27 protein-coding genes and 1 tRNA gene are annotated in these 26,311 nt (G+C 47.2%); 19 read left to right on the top strand and 9 right to left on the bottom strand.

Annotated features, from left to right (window positions below; translation table 11 throughout):
• Position 1 precedes the first annotated feature (1 nt).
• The 6 genes from SBG41_RS04320 to SBG41_RS04295 all read left to right on the top strand — a co-directional run bounded on the left by SBG41_RS04320 (position 2) and on the right by SBG41_RS04295 (position 3,893).
• Positions 2-325 carry a 50S ribosomal protein L34e gene (locus SBG41_RS04320; protein ID WP_317896322.1) on the top strand — a complete coding sequence of 108 codons (324 nt, stop codon included), beginning with the start codon at positions 2-4 and terminating at the stop codon, positions 323-325.
• A 144-nt stretch (positions 326-469) separates the two neighbouring features.
• Positions 470-1,078 (top strand): (d)CMP kinase, encoded by a 609-nt coding sequence (gene cmk, locus SBG41_RS04315; protein ID WP_317896492.1) that lies wholly within the window; start codon positions 470-472, stop codon positions 1,076-1,078.
• A gap of 39 nt (positions 1,079-1,117) precedes the next feature.
• A complete protein-coding gene (locus SBG41_RS04310; RefSeq protein WP_317896321.1) occupies positions 1,118-1,414 on the top strand; it encodes a 50S ribosomal protein L14e in 297 nt (98 codons plus the stop codon).
• Positions 1,415-1,590: 176 nt separating this feature from the next.
• Entirely contained in the window at positions 1,591-2,679 is a 1,089-nt protein-coding gene (locus SBG41_RS04305) for an RNA-guided pseudouridylation complex pseudouridine synthase subunit Cbf5 (RefSeq protein ID WP_317896320.1), read from the top strand.
• Positions 2,680-2,756: 77 nt separating this feature from the next.
• Entirely contained in the window at positions 2,757-3,350 is a 594-nt protein-coding gene (locus SBG41_RS04300; protein ID WP_397470765.1) for a class I SAM-dependent methyltransferase, read from the top strand.
• Between the two features lie 21 nt (positions 3,351-3,371).
• Positions 3,372-3,893, top strand: coding sequence for an SLOG cluster 4 domain-containing protein (locus SBG41_RS04295; protein WP_317896318.1), 522 nt, complete (start codon positions 3,372-3,374; stop codon positions 3,891-3,893).
• Here SBG41_RS04295 and SBG41_RS04290 read toward each other — a convergent pair.
• Together SBG41_RS04290 and SBG41_RS04285 are read right to left on the bottom strand one after the other, a co-directional pair.
• Positions 3,890-4,522 (bottom strand): DUF1122 family protein, encoded by a 633-nt coding sequence (locus SBG41_RS04290; protein ID WP_317896317.1) that lies wholly within the window; start codon positions 4,520-4,522, stop codon positions 3,890-3,892. The two genes, SBG41_RS04295 and SBG41_RS04290, sit on opposite strands and share 4 nt — an antisense overlap.
• A 275-nt stretch (positions 4,523-4,797) precedes the next feature.
• The gene (locus SBG41_RS04285) at positions 4,798-5,154 is read right to left on the bottom strand and encodes a hypothetical protein (protein ID WP_317896316.1); all 357 of its coding nucleotides are present in this window, start codon (positions 5,152-5,154) and stop codon (positions 4,798-4,800) included.
• Between the two features lie 69 nt (positions 5,155-5,223).
• Here SBG41_RS04285 and SBG41_RS04280 point away from each other — a divergent pair, with 69 nt between their 5' ends.
• Positions 5,224-6,051, top strand: a complete 828-nt coding sequence (locus SBG41_RS04280; RefSeq protein ID WP_317896315.1) for a SagB/ThcOx family dehydrogenase — start codon at positions 5,224-5,226, stop codon at positions 6,049-6,051.
• Positions 6,052-6,069: 18 nt separating this feature from the next.
• On the opposite strand, the gene SBG41_RS04275 is transcribed toward SBG41_RS04280, so the two are convergent.
• The gene (locus tag SBG41_RS04275) at positions 6,070-6,957 is read right to left on the bottom strand and encodes a DUF1028 domain-containing protein (protein WP_317896314.1); all 888 of its coding nucleotides are present in this window, start codon (positions 6,955-6,957) and stop codon (positions 6,070-6,072) included.
• A gap of 105 nt (positions 6,958-7,062) precedes the next feature.
• Between SBG41_RS04275 and SBG41_RS04270 the strand changes: the two genes are divergently transcribed.
• Complete coding sequence (locus tag SBG41_RS04270) at positions 7,063-7,485, top strand: EamA family transporter (protein WP_317896313.1); 423 nt, start codon at positions 7,063-7,065, stop codon at positions 7,483-7,485.
• Positions 7,486-8,175: 690 nt separating this feature from the next.
• On the top strand, positions 8,176-9,660 hold the full coding sequence (locus SBG41_RS04265) for a transglutaminase-like domain-containing protein (protein ID WP_317896312.1): 1,485 nt from the start codon (positions 8,176-8,178) through the stop codon (positions 9,658-9,660).
• A gap of 62 nt (positions 9,661-9,722) precedes the next feature.
• Here the strand turns inward: SBG41_RS04265 and SBG41_RS04260 are convergent, their stop codons facing one another.
• Entirely contained in the window at positions 9,723-10,751 is a 1,029-nt protein-coding gene (locus SBG41_RS04260; RefSeq protein ID WP_317896311.1) for an aldo/keto reductase, read from the bottom strand.
• Between the two features lie 126 nt (positions 10,752-10,877).
• Positions 10,878-11,492 carry a type 1 periplasmic-binding domain-containing protein gene (locus SBG41_RS04255; RefSeq protein ID WP_317896310.1) on the bottom strand — a complete coding sequence of 205 codons (615 nt, stop codon included), beginning with the start codon at positions 11,490-11,492 and terminating at the stop codon, positions 10,878-10,880.
• 761 nt (positions 11,493-12,253) lie between these two features.
• On the opposite strand from SBG41_RS04255, the gene SBG41_RS04250 reads away from it, so the two are divergent.
• Positions 12,254-13,102: a phospholipase D family protein gene (locus tag SBG41_RS04250; RefSeq protein ID WP_317896309.1), complete on the top strand. Its 849-nt coding sequence runs from the start codon at positions 12,254-12,256 to the stop codon at positions 13,100-13,102.
• 670 nt (positions 13,103-13,772) lie between these two features.
• On the opposite strand, the gene SBG41_RS04245 is transcribed toward SBG41_RS04250, so the two are convergent.
• The gene (locus tag SBG41_RS04245; RefSeq protein ID WP_317896308.1) at positions 13,773-14,642 is read right to left on the bottom strand and encodes a hypothetical protein; all 870 of its coding nucleotides are present in this window, start codon (positions 14,640-14,642) and stop codon (positions 13,773-13,775) included.
• Between the two features lie 345 nt (positions 14,643-14,987).
• Positions 14,988-15,074 (bottom strand) — tRNA-Ser (locus SBG41_RS04240).
• A 149-nt stretch (positions 15,075-15,223) separates the two neighbouring features.
• Between SBG41_RS04240 and SBG41_RS04235 the strand changes: the two genes are divergently transcribed.
• The 9 genes from SBG41_RS04235 to SBG41_RS04195 all read left to right on the top strand — a co-directional run bounded on the left by SBG41_RS04235 (position 15,224) and on the right by SBG41_RS04195 (position 24,770).
• A complete protein-coding gene (locus tag SBG41_RS04235; protein WP_317896307.1) occupies positions 15,224-15,736 on the top strand; it encodes a YbhB/YbcL family Raf kinase inhibitor-like protein in 513 nt (170 codons plus the stop codon).
• A gap of 621 nt (positions 15,737-16,357) precedes the next feature.
• Positions 16,358-17,464, top strand: coding sequence for an ABC transporter substrate-binding protein (locus tag SBG41_RS04230; protein ID WP_317896306.1), 1,107 nt, complete (start codon positions 16,358-16,360; stop codon positions 17,462-17,464).
• 38 nt (positions 17,465-17,502) lie between these two features.
• The gene (locus SBG41_RS04225; RefSeq protein WP_317896305.1) at positions 17,503-18,180 is read left to right on the top strand and encodes an ABC transporter permease; all 678 of its coding nucleotides are present in this window, start codon (positions 17,503-17,505) and stop codon (positions 18,178-18,180) included.
• Entirely contained in the window at positions 18,162-18,869 is a 708-nt protein-coding gene (locus SBG41_RS04220) for an ABC transporter ATP-binding protein (protein ID WP_317896304.1), read from the top strand. Before SBG41_RS04225 ends, SBG41_RS04220 begins: the two co-directional genes overlap by 19 nt.
• A gap of 480 nt (positions 18,870-19,349) precedes the next feature.
• Positions 19,350-20,810: a UbiD family decarboxylase gene (locus SBG41_RS04215; RefSeq protein WP_317896303.1), complete on the top strand. Its 1,461-nt coding sequence runs from the start codon at positions 19,350-19,352 to the stop codon at positions 20,808-20,810.
• Entirely contained in the window at positions 20,807-21,733 is a 927-nt protein-coding gene (locus SBG41_RS04210) for a UbiA-like polyprenyltransferase (protein ID WP_317896302.1), read from the top strand. Before SBG41_RS04215 ends, SBG41_RS04210 begins: the two co-directional genes overlap by 4 nt.
• A 123-nt stretch (positions 21,734-21,856) precedes the next feature.
• Positions 21,857-22,966, top strand: coding sequence for an aminopeptidase (locus SBG41_RS04205; RefSeq protein ID WP_317896301.1), 1,110 nt, complete (start codon positions 21,857-21,859; stop codon positions 22,964-22,966).
• Positions 22,967-23,253: 287 nt separating this feature from the next.
• Positions 23,254-24,054 (top strand): HD domain-containing protein, encoded by an 801-nt coding sequence (locus tag SBG41_RS04200; protein WP_317896300.1) that lies wholly within the window; start codon positions 23,254-23,256, stop codon positions 24,052-24,054.
• An 8-nt stretch (positions 24,055-24,062) separates the two neighbouring features.
• Positions 24,063-24,770, top strand: a complete 708-nt coding sequence (locus tag SBG41_RS04195) for a 16S rRNA methyltransferase (RefSeq protein ID WP_317896299.1) — start codon at positions 24,063-24,065, stop codon at positions 24,768-24,770.
• Here SBG41_RS04195 and SBG41_RS04190 read toward each other — a convergent pair.
• Both SBG41_RS04190 and SBG41_RS04185 read right to left on the bottom strand, forming a co-directional pair.
• On the bottom strand, positions 24,753-25,787 hold the full coding sequence (locus SBG41_RS04190; RefSeq protein WP_317896298.1) for an isocitrate/isopropylmalate dehydrogenase family protein: 1,035 nt from the start codon (positions 25,785-25,787) through the stop codon (positions 24,753-24,755). The genes SBG41_RS04195 and SBG41_RS04190 overlap by 18 nt on opposite strands.
• 7 nt (positions 25,788-25,794) lie before the next feature.
• Complete coding sequence (locus tag SBG41_RS04185) at positions 25,795-26,298, bottom strand: LeuD/DmdB family oxidoreductase small subunit (RefSeq protein WP_397470782.1); 504 nt, start codon at positions 26,296-26,298, stop codon at positions 25,795-25,797.
• Positions 26,299-26,311: the final 13 nt, after the last annotated feature.

Here is a 26,311-nt window from a genome sequence, read left to right as displayed (position 1 = left end):
CATGCCGCGCCCGCATCACCGTACACGATCGCTACGAAAAATCCACGTAAGACTACCTGGTGGCGAGACAGCAGTACACTATGAAAAGAGAAGACCAAGCCCTGCACGCTGCGCAATCTGTGGCAGACCTCTCAGCGGTGTGCCACGGCTGCGTCCAGTAGAACTGCGTAGACTACCCAAGACAGCCAAGAGGCCTGAACGAATATTCGGCGGAGTTATATGTCACGAATGCCTTGAAAAGCTATTAAAGAGAAGCATTCGTGGTCAGCTAATTGCGAAGCTCCAGGAGCTGCGAAAGTCTCAGGCAGCAGCTGCATCAGCATAAGGGGTTTTCTACGGCACACGAGTTATTTTGTGTGCACATTCATATACTAGTTGTAACCGAGACTTTAGATGAGTATAGCTCCCTGGTTTTCGATGTAAAGGTTATGGTGTAAGCCAACCCTTTAAGGTGCTAGCAAGCTTGGTAATAGCAACGTCTAGGTGTGATAACAAGAAGAATCCGACAATTGCTTTCAGCGGGCCACCTGGTGGCGGAAAGACGACGTATGCGCGGAGACTTGCAAACGAGTTAGGCTTAAGCTATTATTCTGCTGGCTCGATATTTCGCTCGTATGCCGAGGAGAAAGGCCTAAGCCTTGAAGAACTTAATAGGCTTGCAGAGAAGGATCCAAGCATAGACTACGAGATTGATACGAGAACCTATATGCTCGGCTGTAAAGGCAACGTCGTTCTGGAGGGACACCTCGTTGCATGGATAGTTTCATCAGTAGCCGATGTTAAGATCTACGTGACAGCCCCGCTGGAGATCAGAGTAGAACGAATAGCCAAGAGGGAGGGACGAGATTTTAACGACGTATTACGCGAAACCGTCGCTCGCGAGTATATGCATAGACATCGTTTTCTCAAGCTCTATGGCATAGATATCGCGAATCTTCAGATATTCGACCTAGTAATAGATACAGGATATCTAGGCCTCGAAGAGGCGTACAGTATCATAAAATCATTCGTGTGCGAAGTGCTGAGGCGCAAGGGATACTATTTATCCGGCTGTGCTTCGGCGAAAAGTAACGCTTAAAGGATTCACTTAGCGGAGCTAGCTGGCGGGGAGTAAAAGATGCCGGCAATAGAGGTTGGCAGGCTCTGTGTAAAGCTCCGTGGCCGCGAAGCTGGTAGGAAATGTGTAATAGTAGAAATAATTGATGATAACTTCGTTGTAATAACCGGTCCTAAGGATGTCTCTGGAGTAAAGAGAAGAAGGGCTAATATAAACCACATAGAAGTATTGCCAGAGAAAATCAGCATCGAGCCTGGTGCAAGCGACGAGGAGGTCAAGAAGGCCCTCGAGGAGGCCGGGCTCCTCGACTTTATGAAGGAAAGGGTACGCGTTGAGCTCAAGCCCGGCTATTTCTAGCATAGCAGCATGTATGGCGCGTTGGTTCTAGCTCTAAACAAGGGCTTTATTCCCGTCTTTTTACCTAGCAGTGCCTCGTTCTGGCAGTACTAGAAGAGCTTAGTAAGGGCTCTATCTTACCTAGCTCCTAGGGAGGCATAGCCGCGGATACAAGGGTACTCAACGGTGCTAAAGCTATGGTGTCTGACCTAACAAGAAAAGGGATAGAATTTGTAAAGAAGTTAGACGAGTTCGCTGGTTTAAAGAGGGAATGGCTTGTCAAGATTGAGGGTGAGGAGACGAGCCCAGAGTATGGTACACCGCCCTGGGAGAGGCCTATAGAGCAGCATATACGGATGGGGGTTATTCCGCTGGATAAGCCTCCGGGACCCACGAGCCACGAGGTAGTTGCATGGATTAAGAGGATGTTTGGCCTCAGCAAGGCAGGCCACGGGGGCACGCTTGATCCCAAGGTTACCGGTGTTCTCCCCGTAGCTCTCGAGGAGGCAACCAAGATTATAGGACTAGTAGTCCATACCGGAAAAGAATACATGTGCGTAATGCAACTCCATAGCCCAGTGCCAGAGCCTGATCTCCGAAAAGCAATATCCATGTTTATTGGTGAGATATATCAGCGTCCCCCGCTGCGCAGCAGCGTCAAGAGGAGCCTTAGAACTAAGAAGATATACGACATTGAGCTACTAGAGTACAACGGAATATACGCACTCATGCGTGTTGAATGCGAAGCAGGCACATATATGAGAAAGTTATGCCACGATATCGGCCTAATTCTTGGCGTTGGTGCACATATGAGGGAACTTAGGAGGACAAGAAGCGGCCCCTTCCGCGAAGAACACGGGCTTGTAAGGCTACAAGATCTCAGCGAGGCTCTATACCGTTGGAAAACTGAAGGCAAGGATGACTGGCTTCGTAAATACATACTACCTGCAGAATACGCTGTAAGCCACTTGCCAAAGATTATAATAAGAGATACAGCAGTCGATGCAATAGCACATGGCGCTGACCTCGCTGTACCCGGCATAGTCATGCTGCATGCAGGAATAGAGCCTGGAGACACAGTAGCATTATTCACCCTAAAAGGGGAACTTGTTGCAATTGGTATAGCAAAGATGAGCAGCGAGGAAATAATGAAGGCACAAAAAGGAATAGCCGTGAAAATGAGAAGAGTGGTAATGAAGCCGGGCACGTACCCGCGAGCATGGAAGGCTAAAGAAGCAAAGAAAGAGAAGAAGGAGGAACAAGCGAGGGAGAAGCAGCAACACTGAAAAATGTTTACGCAATTCAATAGCGGGTTTCTCGGAAATAATTTACCCTGGACTCTTTATGGCTAGGGCGTGTGCTCTTGCCTCACTACTTCAGACCGTCAAGGCGAAAAACACCACGTATGATAATAAGTGACAACTTGCGCGGGGTTACTGTGGAATTCTATGTCACAGCAGACGTGTTCTCGCCCAAGGGTGTAGATGAGGGAACACGTTTGCTCATAGAGCACGCACGTGTGCCGGAGGAAGGAGTCATATTAGACCTTGGATGCGGTTATGGAGCTATTGGCATAACCCTTGCCAAGGCCTTTCCTAGACTCCGGGTATTCATGGTTGATATTAATCCTAAGGCTGTCAAGCTGGCTAGGATGAACGCAGAGTTGAACAATGTAAGTGATAGAGTAGTTGTGCTTGAAGGAGACCTCTATGAACCTGTAAAGGATCTAGTATTTGATGCCGTTATTTCGAATCCACCCTTAGCTGCAGGCTCTAAAACCGTAGAGAGAATAATAACTGAAGCTCCTTCGCATTTGCGTGACGGCGGGAGCCTACAGTTAGTTATGAAGAAGGGTGCTAGTAGGGCACTAGATTTGATGAAAAAAGCCTTTGGACGAGCAGAGGTCCTTCTCCGCAAGAAAGGCTATACAGTGCTCTACGCGGAGAAGGGTCCTTAGGCTTCGCGGAGGCGGTCACGAGTGATACAGGTGGGTGTGGCTGCGTTCTCCGGTATGCCGAGCACTGAGCTGCTTGAAAAATGCAAGGCCTTTGTAGCAACCTTGGCCGACGAGTGTCCTGATGCTGTTCTTGTTCTTGGTGGCTACTGGGGATTAATGAAATGTGTTGTTGATGAAGCGCTTCGAAGGGATCTTCATATCCTCTTGTTTCCCCCATTAGAGAAAGAGGACATAGAGTTTCCAGCTGAGGCCATTGTTGCGCGCACGGGGTCAAGTATGAGGCTGCGAAGTATCTACCTGGTAAGGAGTTCTGATGTGCTTATTGCACTAGGAGGGGCCTCGGGAACAATACAAGAAGTAGTGACAGCTTATACTGAAGGAATACCTGTCTTCATACTATCGGGTACTGGTTTGCCAACGGATCGTCTTAGGAACGTATTATCACCATATCTTGATGATAGGCGAGTAGCACCAATAACCTATATCAGTGATCCCCAAGTGCTTGCAAAGAAGGCTTGTGAAACAGCTAAAGCTAAGCACTAGGCCTCTTTACAGCTCTCTGAGAGAATACTTCTTGCTTTTTCAAGCGCTGATGCAAACAATCCTTCCCCTGCATACCCATACTCTAAGACAAACCGTTTGAGTTCCCCGCAAATTTCAGAAATCAGACGCAACTCATGGGTGTTATCTGGCGGCTTCTCGGCCTGAAGCTTTGGCCCACCCTCCATAAAGCCTTCAGGAAAGTACCAGTCCTTGAACCAGCGAAAACCTTGAAGATATAGTTTATAGCCGAGCCTAGTTGCAACTGGAGGCACACCAAGCTCTAGTGCTCTCATAGTTTCATCATCGTAAAGGTACTCGATAAAGATTCTATCACCGGGCTCCGTCGCAGCGCCTAGCGCTTCTAGAACAGCATCCTCGAAAACACTATCCTTAAACTCTATTTTATTCGATCCCATCTTGACTTTCTTTCTTACGCTATAAACTTCGGCCCATGGTCTATAGTGTGGAGGCCTTCCATGGAATACGTCAAGATAAAACAACTCGTCACCGTTGATAATTACTACGTAGCTGTGTTTCTCCTTTATACTCCTCTTGCTGAGTTTCTTTATTTCCACGTCCCAAGCTCTAAGCCTCTCCATAATTATGCTGATTAATAGGCCTATGTCCAAATTATCCTCCCTTATTTAACGTGTGATAAAGTTAGTACAAATATGCCTTATCCTTAGCTTCAGCGCTATAAAACTATTGTCTTCTTAAATATTAATCCTTGAGCTGTATTGAAGTATTACATTAGGCAATGTAATTAATCAGCCACGTACTGCGTAGTAGTATTGGGGTGATGTGTTCCAGGCCCCTGACCTAATGCAGGGATGACGTAGGGATTAGCCGCCTGACCGTTGCCTTAGGCTTCTTTTAATATCGTGTCTCTACTGTGGTGTCTAATTTAGTATAGATGGCTTAGTACTAGTATTGTTGCTAAGTGAGCTACTAGGCTCCATGCAAGAACTCTATAAAGCTGCGCAGCAATGTAGTAGTATTTGCCCCCTCTTTCAAATACTATGGCAAGTGTCTCAGTGGATGCGATTACATGAATTGCTCCAGTAATTATCAAGAGGTCTGGTAATGTGTCTACGTGCAGGTATGCGCATAGTGGATAGCCTCCTAGACGCCCCAGTATCGGGTCATTGGAGAGCCAGCTTTCCTTTAAGCATAGACCGCTGAGTGCTGCGAGATAGCCTAGGACGAGTAAAAGCATGCCCGTTATTGCAGTTAAAGCCCGGAGCCAAGAGTAATTAGGCAATTCACGTCCCTGGAATAGGATAGGGTTTGGATACAGCTAGATATCTCTGTCAGAGAGGTTTTGAGAGATTTGGTCTCCCGGCGTGCGTTTCTTCGCGGTCTCTTTGGCTCCTTTTTAGCAGCCTTAGCAATGCTAATCGGTCTCCCTCTAAGCTATAAGTGGAGGAAACGCATGTCGCCGACCAGGCATAGTATGCCAGAAACGCGTTCCGGGGCCATCCCTCTTCCTTATCCAAGAATTAGGGGCGAGATGAGCCTAGAAGAAGCTATAGCCTATCGGCGCTCTATAAGAGATTACCTTGATGAGCCAATAACGCTTGAAGAACTCGCACAGGTGCTGTGGGCTGCACAGGGGGTGACTGAGACACGTTACGGTTTCCGAGCAGCCCCCAGCGCTGGCGCCACCTACCCGTTGGAAGTCTACGTTGTTGTTGCTCCAAGAGGCGTAGTCCTACCTAGTCATGATTTCCTTGAACCAGGGTCGTATCGATATGTCCCTCAGAGCCATAGTCTTCTCATTGTGAGGCAAGGTGATCTGCAAGAGCCTCTCTACCGGGCAGCTCTTGAGCAGGAATGGGTTCTCAACGCACCCGTTAACATCGTCATAGCCGCGGTTTATGAGAGAACTACACGAAGATACGGTGAGAGAGGTATACGCTATGTCCACATGGAGGTTGGGCACGTAGGGCAGAATATCTATCTACAAGCAACAGCGCTTGGACTCGCAACAGTAGCGGTGGGTGCCTTCGTAGACGAAGAAGTACAGAGGATCATTGGGGCCGGGCCCCATGTTCATCCCCTTTACATTATGCCTCTCGCCAAGCCCTTAGAACCCTACCGGGTTTCAAAAGAGGAGCTAATAGGATATATAGAGTCGCATAGGAAAGAACGCAGATAGTAGAATAAAAGGTAAGATCTACTTGTTCTCAGTCTTTTTGGCTCTCTGTGCTTCTTCTAACAAGAACCGGTAAACCGTGCCCCAGATCTTGCCGTCTCTCCGCATCTTGTTCTCAAAATTGTTTATAGCCATCCAGTGCTCGAGGGCGCGTAGAGTAGCCTCGTCTAGTCTTCCCGTTACAGGACCAGAATAGTAACCTAGAATCCTTAGTGCTTCCTGTATCTCGGCAGCAACCTCGCCGAGATCGTAGACATCATTAGGGTCTTCGCGCTCAAGTATAGTCAGCTCCCATATCTTGAAGAGTCTTTCAAGCTCAGAAACAGGGTCAGGGTGATCATCCACTCGGAGATCAACATATCTGTCCACACCTTCCTCGCACCCGCCATAGCCACCGCATTTCCTGACCACGATTATAGCAGCGCTCTGTCTCCCTCTACGATCGCCGCCAGCCTTGTCGCCAGCCTTGAGGGCGGCAAGCAGTCTGTCCACGAGCTCTCCTCGAGCAGACTCAAAGGCATGCGCCATTGCCTCAAGAACCTCCTCGCCGACCAGTATATTACCTTGCACAGTGAAGCCATCACCAACAATGTGGCCGGCATATGGCAGGCACTTGGAACCAGTAAACGCGTAGGCCTCGCCCTCAGCGTTAACGACTCCTAGCTGCCTATGCTCTCGGCGCGGATCAGTACTCAGAAGAGTCTCAACAGCCCTTCTCGGCGAGAAACCCTTCTCCAGCATGTAGAGGGTCATTGGGCCAAGCTTAACATTAGCCCAAGCTTGTGTCGCAACAGCTCCCACGCCTACCTTAACCCATGGAACTAGAGCACCTACAGCGATAAACTTTGAGGCAACAGCTACCCCCAAATCTCCCTTCTCTCTATCAACAGCTACTATGGAAAACGTCAAACGAGCCCCCACCAAGCATGATCATTCTACGAGACCAAAATAAAGCCCCTTGAACGCATCTCGCCGACTAGGGAAACAGATACACGGGAAAAGGGGGACTAACCGGTGCTGCCACGGTGGCTGGTATACGCGGTAGCTTCACTACTCCTCTGGGGTCTCTGGGGCTTCGTGCTTGGCTTCGCATCTCGCGGATTAAAATGGTGGCAGCTTTACGTGTTCAGCGGCCTAGGAACAGTAATAGGAATCACAGCAATTACGGCGATATATAAAGGCAGCATACTAAGCGCCGAACCCCGCTACATAGTTCTAGGCATTGTAGCAGGATTGCTGGGGACTACAGGATACCTGGCAATGATAGGTTCCCTGGAAGCTGGCGGAGATGCATCAATAGTTGTTCCCTTGACATCTCTTTATCCCGCAATAACTGTTATACTGTCTACACTAGTTCTCCGAGAAGAAATGTCCCTAGAAAAAGCTATAGGAGTAACGCTTGCGCTTATAGCAATATATCTACTGTCAAAAACTTAGAACAAGAGAAACCAGATACGAAGGATTAGGACCTATCGGGCGAAAAACTAAGAAGAGCCTTCTCCTTCTATATACCTTTAGACTACGGTGAGATAACTGACTCCTCAACATTCCACCGACCCTAGGGGACATAAACACGCTAAAAGCGCTGTACTTGTAGCCACTCTCGCGGCATTTATCACAGGCCTAATTATTGGTGGGCTTCCAGGCCCCTGGCAAGACCTCAGTAACGTACTCGGTATTAGCACTTCAAGCACCTCCATACGGTCTACACTCTCAACCGCGCCATCAACCGTAACAGTTACGTCAACGCTTTACAAGACCAGTATAGTCACCTCAACTCTCACCCATACAGTGACTCTTACCACGCTATCAAAGATAGTAATTGAGAAAACAACAACGATCACAAGAACAATCAGTACGACTGAACTAAAATCAACGAGTATAATTATTAGTGAAAACAACACTATAATATCTTCAAACAGCTTTTCACAAGAAAGCCGGGAACGAGATAGAAGCTCTGTTCCCTCGCATACTGTTGCACAAAATAGTAACAGCTATTACTCTGATCCAAGCCCTCCCAGACTCTTAGCACCTACGTATACAATCGACAATGTAGCTCTTTATGATGGAAAATACTTTGCTATTCAGATAAGCGGCTCTTATCCCGGCTTCTTCGGGCTAGAAACAGTGCTTAAGCGAAACGGCACCTATTACTTCCTCGTACCGGATGGTGCACCCGTGGAGAACATAATTCCTCCAAGCTACCTCCGGATAGAAAATGGCCAAATCCTTTTAGCTTATAACTCTGGAATGCTTGCCTTCACCATAGGGCCGGGAACCTACGACGCCATAATCCCGCTTAGTGAAGATAGTGCAATTGTGTGTAAATTTAGCATAACATCAAGCCAAACCAGGCTTGCCGATTGTAAAAAGGAGTCTGTGAAGCTATCTAGGCCGAGCGTAGCAGCTGCCGGATATTCCTCAATATTGGATGCTGTGCTCGAATCGTTTAATGAAACAACCCTCGTAAAGCTATGTGGTATAATAGGCTGTGCAGCTAACGGTACGAACTCAGCAGAAAAGGTATGGCATATACTAGAATGGGTCTCAGACCACATAGCATATGATTATGTAAAGGAAAGTAGACGTGACATAACGGTGCTCTCTCCCCTAGACTTGCTAAGGAGAGGTAAAGGCGTATGCGCAGACTATGCTGTCTTCACAGCAGCTGCGGTACTTGGTGCCGGACTAAAGGACGCCTATATTTTAGAAATAGGGACTAGTCCGGTACCGCATGCGGTTGCCGCAGTAAACATCAATAACACACTCTACGTCATGGACCAGCACCTACCACCTATAGAGCTCGCAGACTATGCTGACCACGTCCTGGGCTCGAGGAGTTTTCCTACATATGTTCTCCACATCGAGCTAAAGGACGACGGTTTAGTGGTTGTGGGGTATAGGCTTAGCCTCCTCGGAATCACCGACACGTACCCCGAGGACGTAATCGAGGAAGCTGTGGTCAAAGAGGCCATAGACAGGGCTGCTATTGTTCTAAAAGAGACACCTTCTCCGCAGCTTTCAACAGTGATACAGATAGGGGATGCCTATGTGTACTTAAGGTTAAGCCTCCATAGCATAGGTGGGCTAGCTAATAAACCAGTAGCTATTGCTAGGCTTTACTCGCCAACATTTCGAGAACAATGGGCCTCATGGATAAGCAGCTACATAGTGAGCCTTGTAGAGCACTATTATAGCGAAAGCGTTGATGGAGGCTCATTCTGGGCAGTAATACGAGACGAGCAAGGCGCTACGGTGATCAAAGTCTATGCAGTGCCGTTCAAGACTCCAGTAGTTCAAGTCATAACAAACGATATTCTTAGCCTAGTTGTTGAGGACATTGGTTTAGATCCTTACGAGAATATTCAAATACTCCTCTATCGGCCCGGAGAGAAGACGCCATGCGCCGGAATAGTTCCTAAAGGCTATAAGTATTCGAATCTCCCATATATCGAGGCAGATGCTTGGACAAAGACAGGAAAGATGATAATAATATCTATAGGTGCTAAGAGGCTGCAAAACCTTATAAGAACAGTTTGCGAAAATAACGCGGTACTCAATGTATGGGTCAAAGACAGAATAGTATACTCTACACTACTAGGCAAAGAGTAATAGACCAGTACTTCACCACTACTTTGCTTATACCATACTTAAAGGATGTAATAATGAGCTAACTAATAACCAATTTGTTCAAAAACGGAAGCCCATGTCCTCATAATGCTTAGGCTCTTTGCCGGTTTTTCCGGGCTTTCCTCGACATACTTTGTGTAAATTTCCCTAAGGGTGCGTATTATGTCATTGACTAGGGGAGGCAGCTCCAACGCCTCAATATATTCTTTCAATCTATCCTTATTCTTCGCAACAACTATTACAGCATCTATAGGAGCACTATCGATCACGAACCTTAGGGCCTTTTGTCCCGGTGTTCCGGGCGCGTTCTCAAGTACATTTTTAACTTCCGAGTATACTTTGAAGGCCCATTCGTACCACCCGTTTCTCCTCAGGCTGCGGTGATCGCTAAGATTCCTCGCCTCGGCAAGCGTGATAGACTCGTCTAGGACACCGCCCCCATGGGGCACTCTTGCTATGGTTCCAACACCTCTTGATGCAGCCATTCTCGCTATCGTGGCTCCTGGCTCCTGCTCAAGAATATTATATACGAACTGAATTGACTCTACACGCCCATGTTGCAGCAAGATAATAGCGTGCTCGAGCACATCGGTTTCAGGGCCAAGCGCCACTCCAACATGTTTTGCAAATCCTTCTTCGGTTAGGCGCTCAACTGTTTTCCAGAAAGACATGTCGCGGAGAACGTGGAGTGACGGATTGTGGATCTGTATGAGATCTATAGGTTTTTTGCACAGTCTCTCGCTACTCTTCTCCGAGGCCCATAATAAGTAGGTTTCATCGTACCTCCTGGGAGGCGGGGTTCTCCTGCTATAGAAGTCATACCCGATCTTAGTAGCAACCACTATTCTCGCCATGCCCCGTTCTCCGAAAGCTCTGCACAGTAGCTCTTCTCCATATCCGTTAGCATAGACATCTGCTGTATCGAAGAAGTTTATGCCAAGTCGCTCAGCGTAACGAAGAAGCTCGATGGCATCCTCCTCCGGGACGCTGCCATATAGCCCGGTTAAGCTGTAGACGCCAAAGCCTATGCGGGAGACGCGTAACCCGGTTCTACCGAGAAAACGATAGTCCATCTTCCTCCCTCTAGGGACAGACTTAGCTGCAAGCAGGAGGCGAGGAACTGAAGAGAATAGGCAAGGGTACAGGCCTAAAAACCCATGTTGATGAGCTGTGTTTGAGTTATGGGTGTTGCTAAAAGGTTACTGGAATGTTACTTTTCTGTTCTTTAGGCTGCGATTTAAGAGGTCTGCGTGCTCTAGTGTCACTTGGTACTCTGTCAATTTCTCTAGCTTTATCTCGCCGCCTTCTATCTTTACCCTGTTGACGTATACTTTGCCCTCGTCGAAGCCGACAGTGTAGACGTATAGGTCCTTGGTTTCGAGGAACTTCTTTATCTCTTCGTCCTTGAGGGCTTCAGCTACGCCACCGGCGGCGAATATCCTTACATGGAACACTATTGCGCCTGGTATGTTCTCTTTCGCAGCAGCCTTTAGGAACTTGACAAAGCTCTCTTTGACCTTCTCTATTGGGTCTTCGCCGCCAAACTGTAACAGTACTACTTGTGCTCCAAACTCTTTAACCCTCTTGGCTACTTCCTCTTCATTAGCCCCAAGCTCAACCATGAAGTGATATGTAACTCCGCCACTATGATCTAGGAATGAGGCCTCTGTCGCCGTTGCTATGCTACTACATATGATATTCTTTGGCGCTACTACTGCTAGCTTGTTTACACCTAGGTCTGCGAGAGCCTTGCCCACTAGTCGACCCGTCAGTGCTCGAAGATAGATCTCTTCTTCGAATGTAGTTAAGGCCATATTTTTACACCGAAACCGATACTGGTTTCGAAACAGCACTTAAGTTTAACGCCAGTTAATGTAAACAAGTGTTGTAAACGCTGAACAAAGACAACAAGGTAGCAAAGCCATAAATTATAAGAAGATCCTAGTGAACGCAAGTTAAATAATTAGAGAAATAATATTTATATTGTATTTATGTTTAGAAGATTATAAAATTAAGTCTACAAATAGTGCAGGTAATTGAACCTAGACCGAGGTTTCTTCTCTTGTACTAAGAAAAATCATAGTCCTCATAGACCTATAATTAGTTCCACTACAGCATCAATACTTGGTGCTGGCGAAAGCCTAGATGATAATAATAACAGTAATAGAAGGCTTTATTTAATGTAACCGTCAAGATATTCTTTTTGACACCTTAAACCTAAGAGCAAGGACTAGTAGTGCAATAATAGATATTAGATATGAAAAAGAACTCATATGCATTATTCTCTATGGAGATAATCAGCCCATAGGCTATGCAGAGGGCCAGAAGAGGAGAGATAATCTATGTAATCTGCGCTTACGGTGAAGCAGCGCAATTCTTCACATTTTATGACGGTTTCCGTACTTAAAGTTAAGAGCCTTTAATTTAAGAAAGCATAAAGGACTTCATAGCAGCTAGCAGTTTTTGTCTCCAAAAGTATGTAATATTTTAATCATCTAACAATAATGATTGTTAAGCCGCTTCAAGGATTATACATAATGGTATCCCGGTCTCTCAAAAGAGGTGTGAATCCCAAGTGAAATGCTATAGTGGCTTAGAGGCCTCTAAAAAGCTAAAATCGTTAATAGCAAACGCTATCCAAGCACTATGGGTTGCAACAGCATTCCTCGATAATACTGGTGCTAGCCTCTTAAGTGAAGCGGCTAAAAGAGGCGTGCAAGTTAGACTTCTCGCTTCGGATCGTGTTGATGAAGTACTCCTTGAAAACCTCTCGAAAAGCGGCGTCGAGGTTAGGGTTTATGAAGAGCAGTTCCTCCACACAAAGATATACATTGCTGACGGAAGAGCCCTAGTAGGCTCCGCAAACCTAACCCGGCCAGCGCTTGAGGCCTCTAACATAGAGGTACTCTGTGAGGTAGACCTGAGGGAGGCTGTGAATCAGTTTAACAAACTATGGGACATCGCAAAACCCTTAATAAAAACGCCCCCTCGAACCAGCACCTCGCTTCAACTAGTCTTTATCATCACAGAGAGACGAGAGGAATACACAAGAATAATCGAGTTCACAGTACCTGACCCCGAGGTTAAACTAACACTAGTAAATCCTGAAGCACCCGGCGGTTACATGATAGCCGAGATAGGTGACATACACTTCCGCGCTCTTGAGCCAATCTGTGACACAATGAGAGATCTAAGCAAGTCGTATAGCTTCCATAACAAAATCGGTGTAATTGAGGCACAGGATCTATCAAGGTGCGGGCTTAGCGAACATCCAAAATGTAGCGATGTACTCTCCCAGCTTAGGCCGACACGCCTCCTAAAAGATGAGGAAGCTGTTGAAGTAGCGAGAAGATTATACCTTGTATGGGATATTACAGCAGCTTTCCTTAATGGGCTCGATTCAGAAAACTTAGAAAGGCTTTAGAAGCAGATGCTAGCAAACTAGCAGAAATAATACCCGACACTGATGTAAAGAGCGTTCATTTGTCTGGGGGCATATCATCGCTATCTATATGTAGAAGGCTAATACGCGTTGAAGCAGATCTTTACGTTGACATAACTAGATTTGATAACAGGAAGCTGTCAAGAGTGCTATAGAGTCAGGAAGCTGGCTTACCAGCACTAGGAATGTTATTGAGAATATCATATCAGAATATGGACAGTGGATTAGCCTGCACGGTATACGAGGGCTAAGCGTAACTGTGAACGTTAATGTTAAAGCTTGGCTTGGGCAAGATCTATGGAGATCAAGGATGGAATCGATAATAAAGCAAGAAGTTAAGATTGAAGAGCCCTTAGGAAATGATAGCTAAATATGATTTTAGCAAGAGATATTACCCTACAGTTATTCTGCTTGTATTTTCAATCCTGTTATTACTTCTCTAAGTACTAATATATCAAATTCCGAATATATAGAAACATCTAACCTCAAAACTAGATAAGATTTTCTAAGAAATCCTAGAAGTCTCTAGATATGGAATCGGCGTAAACCTGGTATAATAAATTATGAAATATCAAGCTAAATTTTTAGTAAACTTCTCTATTTTTAATATTAAGTTTAAGAGAATTACATATACTATACAGAGTGCATCTAACTATGTTTTAGCTATACAGCTGGCGGTAACGTGATCGTATATTGTTTGTGCTCCATCTTTCCTAGTGTATGATGACATGCTCCATACAGTAAAGTCGAGGCACCTAGTTATCGGTAGGTATAGTGCGAAGCTACAACAGCTAGCAGGTTTATCATCGGTCCTAGAAGTTTGCGGGAATGGCATGTCTTTGGAGAGCGTGTAGGCGTAGCCGAGGCCTGGCACACGGCTGAAAGGCATGCTGCACTCTGCTATAAGGTGCTTTGCAAGTATGCCTAGGCATATGGTGTATTTTGCAAAGTTCGTAGCCGTTTTTTGCTCTTTGTCAAAGACTTGCATCGCAATATTATTGTCCAATGCTGGGAAGATTGACGGCATAAGAAGGTGTAAAGCCTTATAACCCCATGTTGTCCCGCCATTAGCGCCAATGGTGTTTAGTGCACGGCTTACAATTTCTTCAAGCTCACTATGGCTCAACGTGGCAGCGATGTCAACTATTGTACTGTCAAGTGCAAGGTCTCTAAGTGTCTTGTAATCCTTAACGTTTACATTCATAGTAAGCAGTTTAGACACAGCCTTCAGCTCGACACCTTTAAAACGCTGTATTCTCCCCCAACCCATTATCGTGCCTATAAGTGCTTCTAAATGAGCTGGCGTTGGAGGCTTGCCTTGCACTATCAGCTCGTTAGCAAGCAGGTTCACAGTATAGATAGCTTGAATCTCTAGCGCAACGCATGCCTTGGAGCTGTATACCGTGTTATGAATCTTTTCGACTTCACTACATACGCTGCTGGGCACTTTAACCTTCTTACTCTTTACACAGCTTTTCAAAAAGCTAATTACTGCATACCGATTACCACCCGCACCAGCCAAAACAGCCACCAAAACCTCCAAGGAATTTTCTAGATATTTAATATTAGCCGTGTTATGTATAGTATAATTACGCTATAAGTTTATTTCAAATAAGTACTAAACATCGTAGAAGGGTACAACTAAGCCTGAAACACCATGCCCAAAATCCCACAGGCCTAGGAGAAGCCAAGCTTCTCCTTAACCCTAGCGAGAACCCTACGCCTAGCATCGCCGCTTAAACCTCTCACGTCAACCTTATCATGCCAGTTATCTTCAGGCTTGAATTCCAGACCAAGTTTCCGTCGCCTGAAGACCCGGAAACCATAACCGTCAGCAATCAGATCCACATAAGAAGATATATGGTTGTGGCGCCGGGGGCGGGATTTGAACCCGCGCGGCCGTGCGGCCACCGGCTCTCAAGGCCGGCCCCTTAGACCGCTCGGGCACCCCGGCGCCCAGAAGGGGTTCTCCTTCCGTGCTAGTTACCACTGTTCCGGGTTTTCTCGTTTATTCCCTCTTTCACTTCCGGACTCTTTGATTATGGCTGAGTATATGTATGTCCTCGACCATATATTTTCTACTAGTGGAGGGTGTTCTCCGCCTTGTTGTTTGGTAGGCGTCGTGAATACCTTGTTAAGCGTGGCAAGGAGTTTGTTGTTCGTTCGCCGAGCTTCGAGAATAGTGGCCGCATTCCAGTAAGGCATACGTGTGATGGGGAGGATGTGTCGCCTAGGCTTGAGTGGAGTGGTGCACCAGAGAATACTAAGTCTTATGTCCTCATAATGTATGACCCTGATGCGCCTGTAGGCACTTTTATTCATTGGGTCTTGTACAATATACCTGGTACGAGAAACTACGTTGAAGAAAATGTGCCGCGTGCACCAGAAGTCCCAGGTCTCGGAGTCCATGGAGTCAACGATTTCGGCTTCTATGGATACGGTGGTCCTTGCCCGCCACGAGGGCATGGTGAGCATCGCTACTTCTTTGCGTTGCATGCTCTCGATATAAGCGATATAGGTCTTGGTCCTGGAGCCAAGGCATCACAAGTAATAGATAGAATAAAGGATCACGTTATAGGATATGCTGTACTTATGGGGCGATATAGCCGAGGCTAATGCTACGTAAGTATTTTAGCATTTTTATTATTTTTCTCTCTAAATTTTGAGATATTAGTTTAAGATGTTAGGCAGCTCTGCAAGATCATATTCACTCTTTTTCAAAAGTATATCGTCATTAATTCATTAATAGTGCTATTGTGGTTATTGCGAGGAGAGCTAGGGCGGTCTTTGTGGTGGGAAGAACCCTACTGCTATATCTTGGTATTTGTTGATCGTCCTTATTGGTGCAAAGAGTGCCCGATACAAGCCAAGCTCTTTTAACGCGTCTAGACTACTATTGTTTGTACCTTATTTTTCATGTGCAGCTCTTTCCGCATCTTAAGGCGCGGGGTTGACCACTATGATGGACGTATGGACGTCTTGAGCTCCCTTAGGGGTGTCCGGCTTTTCTTTCAAGTCTTCTCCTCTAAGGACTAAAGCCTACATGTTTACAGTAACGGCTGCTGTATTCTTTAAGAACACTGTTGTTAAGAAGAGTGTCTCTTTTTCTAAGCTTTTTTAGAAGAGGTGACAGCGTGGTTGAACTATATGCTAGTGCTTTTATTACAACATGCCCGTCTCTTTTGGTAAACGTTTAAGTAACTGGTTATTCTTACCACTGGGCTGTGGTGCATTGGTATGGGGCGTGGAGCGCTCTTTGCGGTAACAGCAGTAATTATTCTCGCGATAATAGGTGTGATAATCTACTATGCCTATGAGCACACGGGTGGTCGTGAGCATTCAGCGCAATTTACTACGTCGCCATCCACGAGCCATGTTGAGGCAACGGGCATAGAACGGCAAAAAACATCAACGACCAGCAAAGAAACCCATGCCATGAACAAGTTGCCCGAAATAAGAATTGGTACAATACGTGGCGGTATCTCGAGTCTCGACGTAATACTTGCGAAGAAGCTGGACGAGGAAAACGGGTTTAGGGTTAAACTTGTACTTTTCACAGCCACTCTTGACCTAGCAAATGCGATAGCTCATGGAGATGTCGATGTAGCTATAATACCTGCTGAGTTCGTGGCAAAGCTGCGCGAAAAAGGCACCAATGTAACGATACTTGCTGTTGACTTCTATCAGAACCAGGCCATAGTTGTGCAGGGAGATGAGAACATAACCAGCATAGAGGACTTGAAGGGTAAAAAAATAGCAGCGTTTAAGCCCACTGGGACCTATGCGATGTTCAAGGCGTATATGAAGGCCATCTATGGGCTTAACGCCGAGACTAGCTTTAATATAGTTAACCTGCCTCCTCCGCAAATAGTGCAAGCGTTTGCAAAGAAGGAAGTAGATGCAGCAGTAATATGGGAGCCCTTCGTATCAAGGCTCATAGCAGATTACGGGGGCGAAATACTCGTATCGTATCAAGAGCTTTGGCAAAAGTGGGGTAAGCACATAGGAGACAACGGCGTGATGATTGTCTATGCTGCCCGCGGAGACTGGGCAGCAGAGCATCCAGGGCTGGTGGAGAAGCTATTAGCTGCTAGGAGCAAAGCAGCAAGCATATGGAACAGTGACGAGGAGCTCGCCGAAAAAATACTCGTAGATAACTACGGGGTAAGCAAGGAGGCAGCAAAGCTTTGCTGGAGCAGACTAAAAATGGAGACAGCGAAGGAACTCACCAAAGGCCTAGTGAAGAACATATTGGCGGTCTGGGAGTTAGCAAGGGAAGGAGGCTACATCTCTTCACAGCCGGAAAGTCTAGCAAAGGGAGCGTTCTGGGAGGCTGGGCAGTAGCACTTGCAGCCCTCCTCTCCACATGGGAGATTATCCACGTGTTTTTCCCCGGACAAGTACCCGGCGTCGCCTCCACGCTGTTGTTCATTGCGTCAGAGGGGTTCTCAAAAATATCCTATAATACGGGGCTAACATTGCTGCGAAGCACCATAGGCTTCTCCCTGGGCTTCGCCACCGCCCTGCTCCTAGGGCTGCTATATACGCTGCATCCTCTACTGAGAGAGACCGTAAGAGCGTTAAACACGATACTGCAAAGCATATCCGTACTCATCTGGGTAGTAGTCCTCGTCATGATATTCGGGGTGCTTAGCCCCCTACCACCGATACTTGTTGCAGCCTTGGTCTCCCTCCCCATAGTCCTAGCAGCAACGGTGTCAGGCCTTGATGCGAGTAGCAAGAAACTCGCAGAGCTAGCGGCAATGATTGGAGCAAATAGGCTTAGTTATTACAAGGACTTCCTTCTCCCAAGCCTTGCGCCTACGCTGGCGGGCGCGGCGCGCTCGGCCCTAGGAGCAGCGCTGAGAATCAGTGTAGTTGCTGAAGCCTTCGGGAGCAGCGGCGGCATAGGTTATATGATAACCAACTACTATAACCTCGCGGAGCCGGAAGGAGTATTCGCTTGGGGACTAATACTCGTCGTACTAATGATCCTCCTAGACAAGGCCGTGCTAGAGCCCATAGAGAAGAGGGCTGCACGATGGAGCATAGCAAGCTAGCAGTAAGGGTAAACAATCTTTACAAGAGCTTTGGAGCCCAAATCGTGCTCGCAGGGATATCTATAGAAGCATACACTGGAGAAGTAGTAGCAATAGTGGGGCCCAATGGCAGTGGCAAAACAACCTTACTACGAATCATAGCGGGCCTCGAAGAGCCCGATAAAGGTAGAGTAGAGGTAAACGGCCGCGCTCTACTGGTCTTCCAGGAAAACCTCCTTCTGCCGTGGAAAAAGATACGCGATAATATCGCTCTAGGGCTCTATTATAGAAAGCTTCCCAGCATGGTTATCGAGAAAAGAGTACAGGAAGTCGCACGGCTTCTAGACCTTGAAGACCACTTAGAGAAATACCCATGGCAAGTAAGCGGGGGGACTGCGAGGAAGGCAGCAATCGCCCGAATACTAGTACTTGATCCCGACATACTATTACTAGACGAGCCGCTAGCAGGGCTTGACGTAAAGACGCGTCAGGCATTACTGGATAGGATAGTCTGGATAGCCCATACAATGGATAAGACAGTAATCTTAGTAGATCATAGCATAGAAACTGTGGCAGCCTATGTTGACCGCCTTTACGTGATAGGATATCCTCCAAGCAAAGTAGAAGCAGAGATAGATCTCAGAGGAATAGAGCCCCGCAAAAGACTAACAAAGGTCTATGAGGCCTTAGCGAAAACTATGCAAGAATAGAGCTAGAATAAAGATAACATACTCATCCTTGTTTTGAGCCAGCTCCTGCACTCAGGCTAGTTCTTATCGGGGAGTAGTTTGCAAATTCTTCTTGAATAACAGGAATAATCTGTTTCTCTAGGTATTTTGCCATCTGTGGCCCCAGAGCCCTAGTCGCTAATTCTACTGCTTTGAAGGAGTCCTCGACAAGGAGCTGTGCAAACGTTTTTCCTTCAACTCATTTTGCTGCAGTATTTAGAACCGCATATGCACCGATGCCCGTTTTCCGGCGTAGAAGTGTATCTATGCTTTCGGGTTCGGGGCCCAATACTAGGTGAAAATTACCACCCATATATTGTGGTATTACCCCATAGTAGAATAAATATTTTCAGCACCCATAGGGGGGTGCGGCTTTTTAGCATATGTTATAGTTCTATAACTCGGATAGACTAGCTCTTTAACCATACTCGAAATATAATAGTGGTTTTGGGAGAATAAGGCGTGGCCGCATTCACAGACCTTCGTGGATTTATTGACACCTTAGCAGAGCGGGGTGAGCTACGAGTAATTCGCGAGCCCTTGAGCCCTATCTTGGAAATTCCTGCGGCTCTCCGCATAGTCATGCAGAGGCGAGGCCCGGCTCTTCTCTTCGAGAATGTGAAAGGATTTCCAGGCTGGAGGGTTGTAGGCAACCTTTTCGGCACAATTGATCGCATCAAGCTAGGTCTCGGCGTAGGCAGGCTTGAAGAGATCGGTGAACGCCTAGTTTCTTTCGCGTGGCGTCCCCCGCCTACTGGTATCGGAGAAAAGTTGAAGAGCCTACGAGAAGCGCTTGATCTAGGCAGGTATGCTCCACGTCGTGTCCGAAGAGCAGCCTTTGAGGAGACTGTGCTCGAGGGCGAAGAGGCCAGCCTCTCTAAGCTTCCGCTTTTCAAGACCTGGCCAAAGGACGGTGGCCGCTACATAACATTCGGCCAGGTCTACATACGTGACCCAGCTACGGGTGTGACCAATATAGGCGTTTACCGTGTAATGGAGAAATCAGGTAGGGAAGCAGTTATACATTGGCAGCTCCACAAGCGTGGCCGACATGCATACCTAAGCGCTATCGAGAGAGGAAGCGAAATACCGGTTGCAATAGTCATTGGCGCAGAGCCGGCAGCAATGCTGGTTGGCGTTATGCCTGTCCCCTATCCGCTTGACAAGCTTCTCTTCGCCGGAGTAATGGCGGGTAAAGGAATCAACGTGTACAAGCTGCCTAGCGGGATAATGGTCCCAGCATCATCCGAGGTAGTAATTGAAGGAGTGATTGAGCCGGGCAGGGAGTCTGAGGAGGGCCCATTTGGAGACCATTGGGGTTACTATGACAAACCAGTACACCAGTTCCCGGTCATGCGTGTTGAGCGTATATGGATGAGGAAGGACCCTATCTATGTCGGAACGGTTGTTGGGAAGCCAGTGCTAGAGGACGCAGCCATCGGTAAGGCAGTTGAGAGGATATTCCTCCCGATGCTCCGAACCCTTCTCCCAGAGATAGTTGACGTAAACTTTCCCGAGCACGGTGTGTTCCAGGGCATGATGATTGTGTCGATAAGGAAGACTTATCCAGGCCAGGCTAAGAAAGTTATGATGGCTCTATGGGGTCTTGGGCAGACTGCACTCACAAAAATAATAATAGTTGTTGACCGCGACATAGATGTTCACGACTTGAACCAAGTCGTCTGGGCAGTATCGGCTAATGTTGACCCTCAAAGAGATGTCGTGGTTGTTCCGAATACGCACACAGATCATCTGGACCCTGCAGTGCCTGTTCCAGGCTATGGTAGCAAGCTGGGCATTGACGCTACTCGTAAATTGCCTGAGGAAAATAATTGGAAAGAATGGCCTGAGGAAGTAAAGGAGGACCCTGATATAGAAAAGAAGGTTGTTGAGGTTCTTAGCCGCGAGGGTGTACTGAGATGAGTAAGGCTGTGGTGTGGGATCCGGGAAGGGTCTCAAAGCGTAACCGCCTTGAAGCAATAATGAAGCTCATACGTATAGAACATACCCTGTTTAGTCTCCCCTTCGCCTACGCTGGCGCCGTGCTTGCTTATCCCCGGGGCTTAGGCCTATGGGAGGCTATTTGGATAGGCCTAGCTGTTCTTGGGCTTCGCTCAGCCGCAATGAGCTTTAACAATATTGCTGATCTTGATATTGACCGGCTTAATCCGCGCACAGCTAAGAGGCCACTAGTGACAGAAGCTGTTCGGCTAAGAGATGCATGGCTTGTAGTGGTGGTGGGTAGCCTTCTCTATTACCTGTCAGCTGCGATGTTGAACATTTACGCGCTAATACTTAGCCCTCTGCTCTGGATACTTGCAATGACCTATCCTTATGCTAAAAGGGTTCACTGGCTGCCGCACCTGCACCTAGGCCTTGTTCTAGGATTTGTTGTTTTCGGTGGAGCAGTAGCGGTATATGGTTCTCATGCTAAGAGCTTAATGGACGTTCTGACACACATTCCGTGGATCTATGTTGTAGCAGTCACGCTATGGGTAGCGGGCTTCGACGCGTACTATGCAATAATGGACGAGGATTTTGACAGAAAAATGGGCCTTGGAAGTCTCGCAGCCCGCTTCGGTGCAGGAGGAGCGCTACTCGCAAGCAGGATAATACACGGTATCACGGCCCTACTTCTACTAATCAGTATTCCCGTCTACGGCCTAGGCCCTATAGGCGCCTTAGGCGTAATAATGGGTATAGCCCTCCTATTGTACCAGCACTATATATTGTACAGGGATGGGCTTCAAGCAATACCTAGGGCTTTTAACACTAACCTCTTGCTCGGAATAGTTATCGGGCTAGGCGTGTTTTTAGACAAACTAATCTACTTGTATGCTCATTAACTGTCAACCAGCTAGGACTGCTAACAAGAGGACATAGATGGAATAGCTTGCATCGCTGAACCGTTGCAGTCTCGCTACCAAAATATTTGGCTAGCAGCATACCCTAGCACGCGGTTCCAGGCCTTGAAGTCGCCAATCGAAAAACTAGCCCAGCTAATAGTTGACTATTGTGTATCGGTCAAGAAAGGTGACGAGGTAACCATAGGGGCAGGTCTCGAAGCGCTTCCCCTGGTTAGGGAGATTTTCAAAGAAGTTGTGAAGCGGGGAGCCTATCCACTACTAGTTTCACTAGAAGACGAAGCTCTTGACGAAATACTCTATCGCTATGCAACAGACGAGGTACTAGAGCATGTAAGCCCGGTGGAGAAACTATTATCAGAGACAATAACTGTAGCAATAAGAATACTTGCTCCTAGCCACACTAAGCACTTAATGGGAATCCCGGCTGAACGAATGGTTAAGAGAAGTAGGGCACGGTTTGAGCTAATGAAGATATTCATGGAGAGGAGCGCAAGGAACGAACTCAGGTGGACAATAGCTCCGTATCCTACGAGGGCTCTTGCACAAGAGGCAGGCATGGGTATACTTGAATACGAGGAGTTCGTTTACCATGCAACCATGGTTGACCGTGATGACCCTGTCAAGGCTTGGCAAGAACAAGCTCGCTGGCAGCAAAAGATAGCTGATTTTCTGAACAAGGTATCGGAGCTCAAGTATGTTGGCCCAGGGATCGATTTCTATATACGTGTAGATGGCCGAAAGTGGATAAACGATGACGGCAAATACAATATGCCTGGTGGGGAAGTATTCACCGGGCCAATAGAAGATAGCGCTGAAGGATACATAGAGTTCGACTATCCCGCTATATGGCGTGGCCACGAGGTTGAAGGAGTAAGACTTGTGTTTAGAAAGGGACAAGTCGTTGAAGCAAAGGCGCATAGAGGCGAAGAATTCTTAAAGAAGATGCTTGAAACTGATGAAGGTGCAAAGCGTCTCGGAGAACTAGCATTTGGGCTCAACTACAATATAACCAGGTTTACGAAAGAAATACTCTTTGACGAGAAAATAGGAGGCACAATGCATATCGCGTTAGGAGCTTCGTACCCCGAGACCGGTGGGAAGAACCAGTCAAGCATACACTGGGACATGATAAAGAGCTTAAAGAACCACAAAGTATATGCCGACGGCGACCTTATATACGAGAATGGCAAATTTATCGAGGAAGTACTCTAAGTAAACCCTAAACAAAAACATATCCCTAATGAGTTTTCTTAAACAACAAGACACTAGGTTTGCTCAACGAGCATGGCTTAGAGGAAGCATCGCTAGTCAAGCTTATAAGCTGTACCAAGTGCTTGGAGCAGCAACCATGTGTTTAGGAAACGGAAACATACATAGGGGACCAGTGTTAGTAAAGAGTTCTGGCTCCTACTCGTTACATTATCCAGTGTACCTAAGCAAGACTTCTGCAAACACTTACTGCTCTTATAAAAACAATATAAGGGAGGTGATAAAAAGCAATGAGCCTTGAAACGGCCGTCGTTGTTTCTCCTAGCCTAATAGAAAAATATGCAGCAGCAAACCCGTTGATAGCTAAGGCGTATAGATTGCTCGAGGAGGATGAGGAGGTTAACGAGCTGCTCCGCGTCGCCAATATAATGGCTGTTGGCAGGCTAAAGTACAACGACCACGGCATAGTACATGCACGAATAGTATCGGGAGTAGCGCTACACTTGCTTGACCTGCTAGTGAAGGCTGGTAGAGAACCAACAACTCTCCGAGACGGCACTGCCAAGAGCCTCGACGATGTAAGGCTCATAGTATTGTTCTCTGCCTATTTGCACGATATCGGTAATGCCGTGCATAGGACGTTCCACGAATACGTGGGCGCACTTCTGGCAAAGGACATACTGAATAGACTGCTACCCGAGCTCGGTATAACAGGGCGCCGCCTCATCGATATAAGGCAGGAAGTAATGCACTCGATATTCGCGACAGAGTACAATACTCGCTGCCTTACAATGGAGTGCGGCATAGTCAAGATAAGCGATGGCCTCGATATGGCGGAGGGACGAGCAAGAGTACCATACAAGATGGGCAAGCTCGACATGCACGCGGTATCAGCTATAAGTATAAAGAGAGTTGAAATAGAGCAAGGAGAACGCCCAATAAAGATAATTGTCAACATGAACGACATGGCAGGCCTCTTCCAAGTAGAGCAAGTACTCATGCCAAAAGTCTTAACGAGCACCATCGAAGACGATGTTGAAATATACATAAGGATAGATGGGAGACTTAGGAAGTACTACCCCAAGGAGTAGCCACGGTAATGTCGCAGGGAGCTGAGAGATCTAAGAAGCTTAGGATAGTACTTTTAGAATCACCGCTAGAACTTGTGCCGCCAGAAATACGGCGTCATCCCCAGGTGAAGCGATACACGGAGCGCTTCGGAATAGAGCCAGGCGAGACTCTTCTCGACAAAACCTATCACTATTATGCAATGGAGCCTCTCCCCGAGAAGTGGAAGCGCGGCCGCCCCGATATAGTCCACTTCTCGATACTGCTTCTCCAGGACAGCTTGCTAAACCAGAAGGGATTTCTCGAAACCTATATACACGTATACGACGGCCGTGTTTTCTACATTAAGCCGGAGACGAGGCTACCCAAGCACTATGACCGCTTCAAGGGCTTGATGGCGCAACTCCTAATCTATGAGAGATTGCCGCCAAGCGGAGACACGGTGCTCGTGGAAAAAGTGGCTGATTCTCTTGAAGAGTTCGTCGAACAGATGGGCGGACTTATACTGCTATGGGAGAAGGGCAAGCCTCGTACAGCCAAGACTATAGTTAGGGAAGCTATGGAGCTTAAGTGGCCTATCGGTGTAGGCATGTTTCCACGAGGGGATTTTCGAGCAGAAACAATTAGGCTAGCAAGGAAGCGATATAGCTTGCGAGGCGTAAGCGGGTCTCTTAAGGCTTGGAGCGTGCTACACTATTTACTTTGCAGCGCCGAGCAGCTGCTAGGCATCTTGCCCTAGCAAGCGAGCCCACTCCTTGACAATCTCTGTTGCTACTTGATGCGTACTTGAGTCACCACCTATGTCTGGCGTCCTGATACCCTTTACTACAACTATATTATTTATTGCTGTGTCGAGCGCCTCGGCGGCTCTCCTCAACGCCTCGTCCCCTCTAGCATATCCTATGTGATATAGGAGGTATTGTGTAGCCCTAAGCGCCGAGACAGGGTTGGCTAAACCCTTGCCCGCTATATCGAATCCTGTTCCATGAATCGGTTCAAACAACATGCCATTCTCTCCTAGCTGGGCTGATGCACAGAGACCAATACTCCCAGCGACAGCAGCAGCGACATCACTCAGTATGTCACCATACTGGTTGAGTGTAACTAGAACAGCTGATTCAGGAGGATCCTTCACCAGCCTGTAAGCGGCACTGTCAACAAGCATATCCCCAGTAGCGACTTCTCTGTATTTCTCTGCGACCTCGTAGAACGTCTCTAGAAATAATCCATCTGTTGCACGAAGAACAGTGGCCTTATGTACGGCATAGACGCTCCGGTACCCTCTTTGAACGGCGATTTTAAAGCCCTCTTCGCTTATCCTCCTTGATGCTTGCTTACTGACTAGTTTTAGACTAATACCTTGTTCTCGGATACGTCCCTCAATACCAGAGTATATTCCCTCCGAGGCCTCTCTCACAATGACAACGTTGATTTTGTTAAGCGATATGCCGGGCAACGAGTGAAAAGGCCTAATATCAGCATAGATTCCGAGGATCCTGCGGAGCCTCAGAGTTATACTCTCATAGCCTCTTACCGAAGGAGTTGCCAACGGCCCCTTGAGTACACCGTCAGCTTCAAGAGCAATATCGAACAAGTCATCCTCGTAGGGCTTACCCGCCTCTCTATAATAGCTAAGCCCTGCCCGTCTAACCACTATTTCGAAAACACCAAGTCCCTCTAGTACCTCCACGGGATACCTCATGATCTCTGGGCCAACTCCATCACCAGGTACAAGTAGTACCTTGTAGCGCGCCATCAAAGTGTCACCACGGAAGCCTTCCAAACTTCTTAATATACTCAATGAGGCCTCCCGACTTCAATATGCTGAGCAGAGGCTCCGGTATAGGAGATACGTGCTCTGCAACGTTCTTCGTCTTGTTTATAACCAGGCCCTCCTCCAGATATACCTCTATTATATCGCCCTCCTCCGTAACCCTAGGTATCTCGTTCGCAATTATCACGGGGAGGCCTGAGTTTATTGCATTCCTGTAAAAGATCCTATGGAAACTCTTCGCAATAACTGCGCCAATACCTACAAGCTTTAATAATCGTGCAGCGTGCTCTCGGCTACTTCCATAGCCAAAACCCCTTCCAGCAACTATTACGTCACCCGGCCTAACCTTCTCATAGAATCCTGGTATCACGTCAGCAAACACGTATTGTACCATGTCCTCGAGGCGCCCCATCTTACTATACTTGTACTTACCGCTGATGATGTGATCCGTTGAAATATTGTCTCCGAGCACCCAAGCCCTCCCTCTAATAATCCATGTAGACATA

It is taken from the genome of Pyrofollis japonicus (assembly GCF_033097485.1).
Taxonomy (GTDB): Archaea; Thermoproteota; Thermoprotei_A; order Sulfolobales; family Pyrodictiaceae; genus Pyrofollis; species Pyrofollis japonicus.
This window is presented reverse-complemented; position numbering and strand designations above follow the sequence as displayed.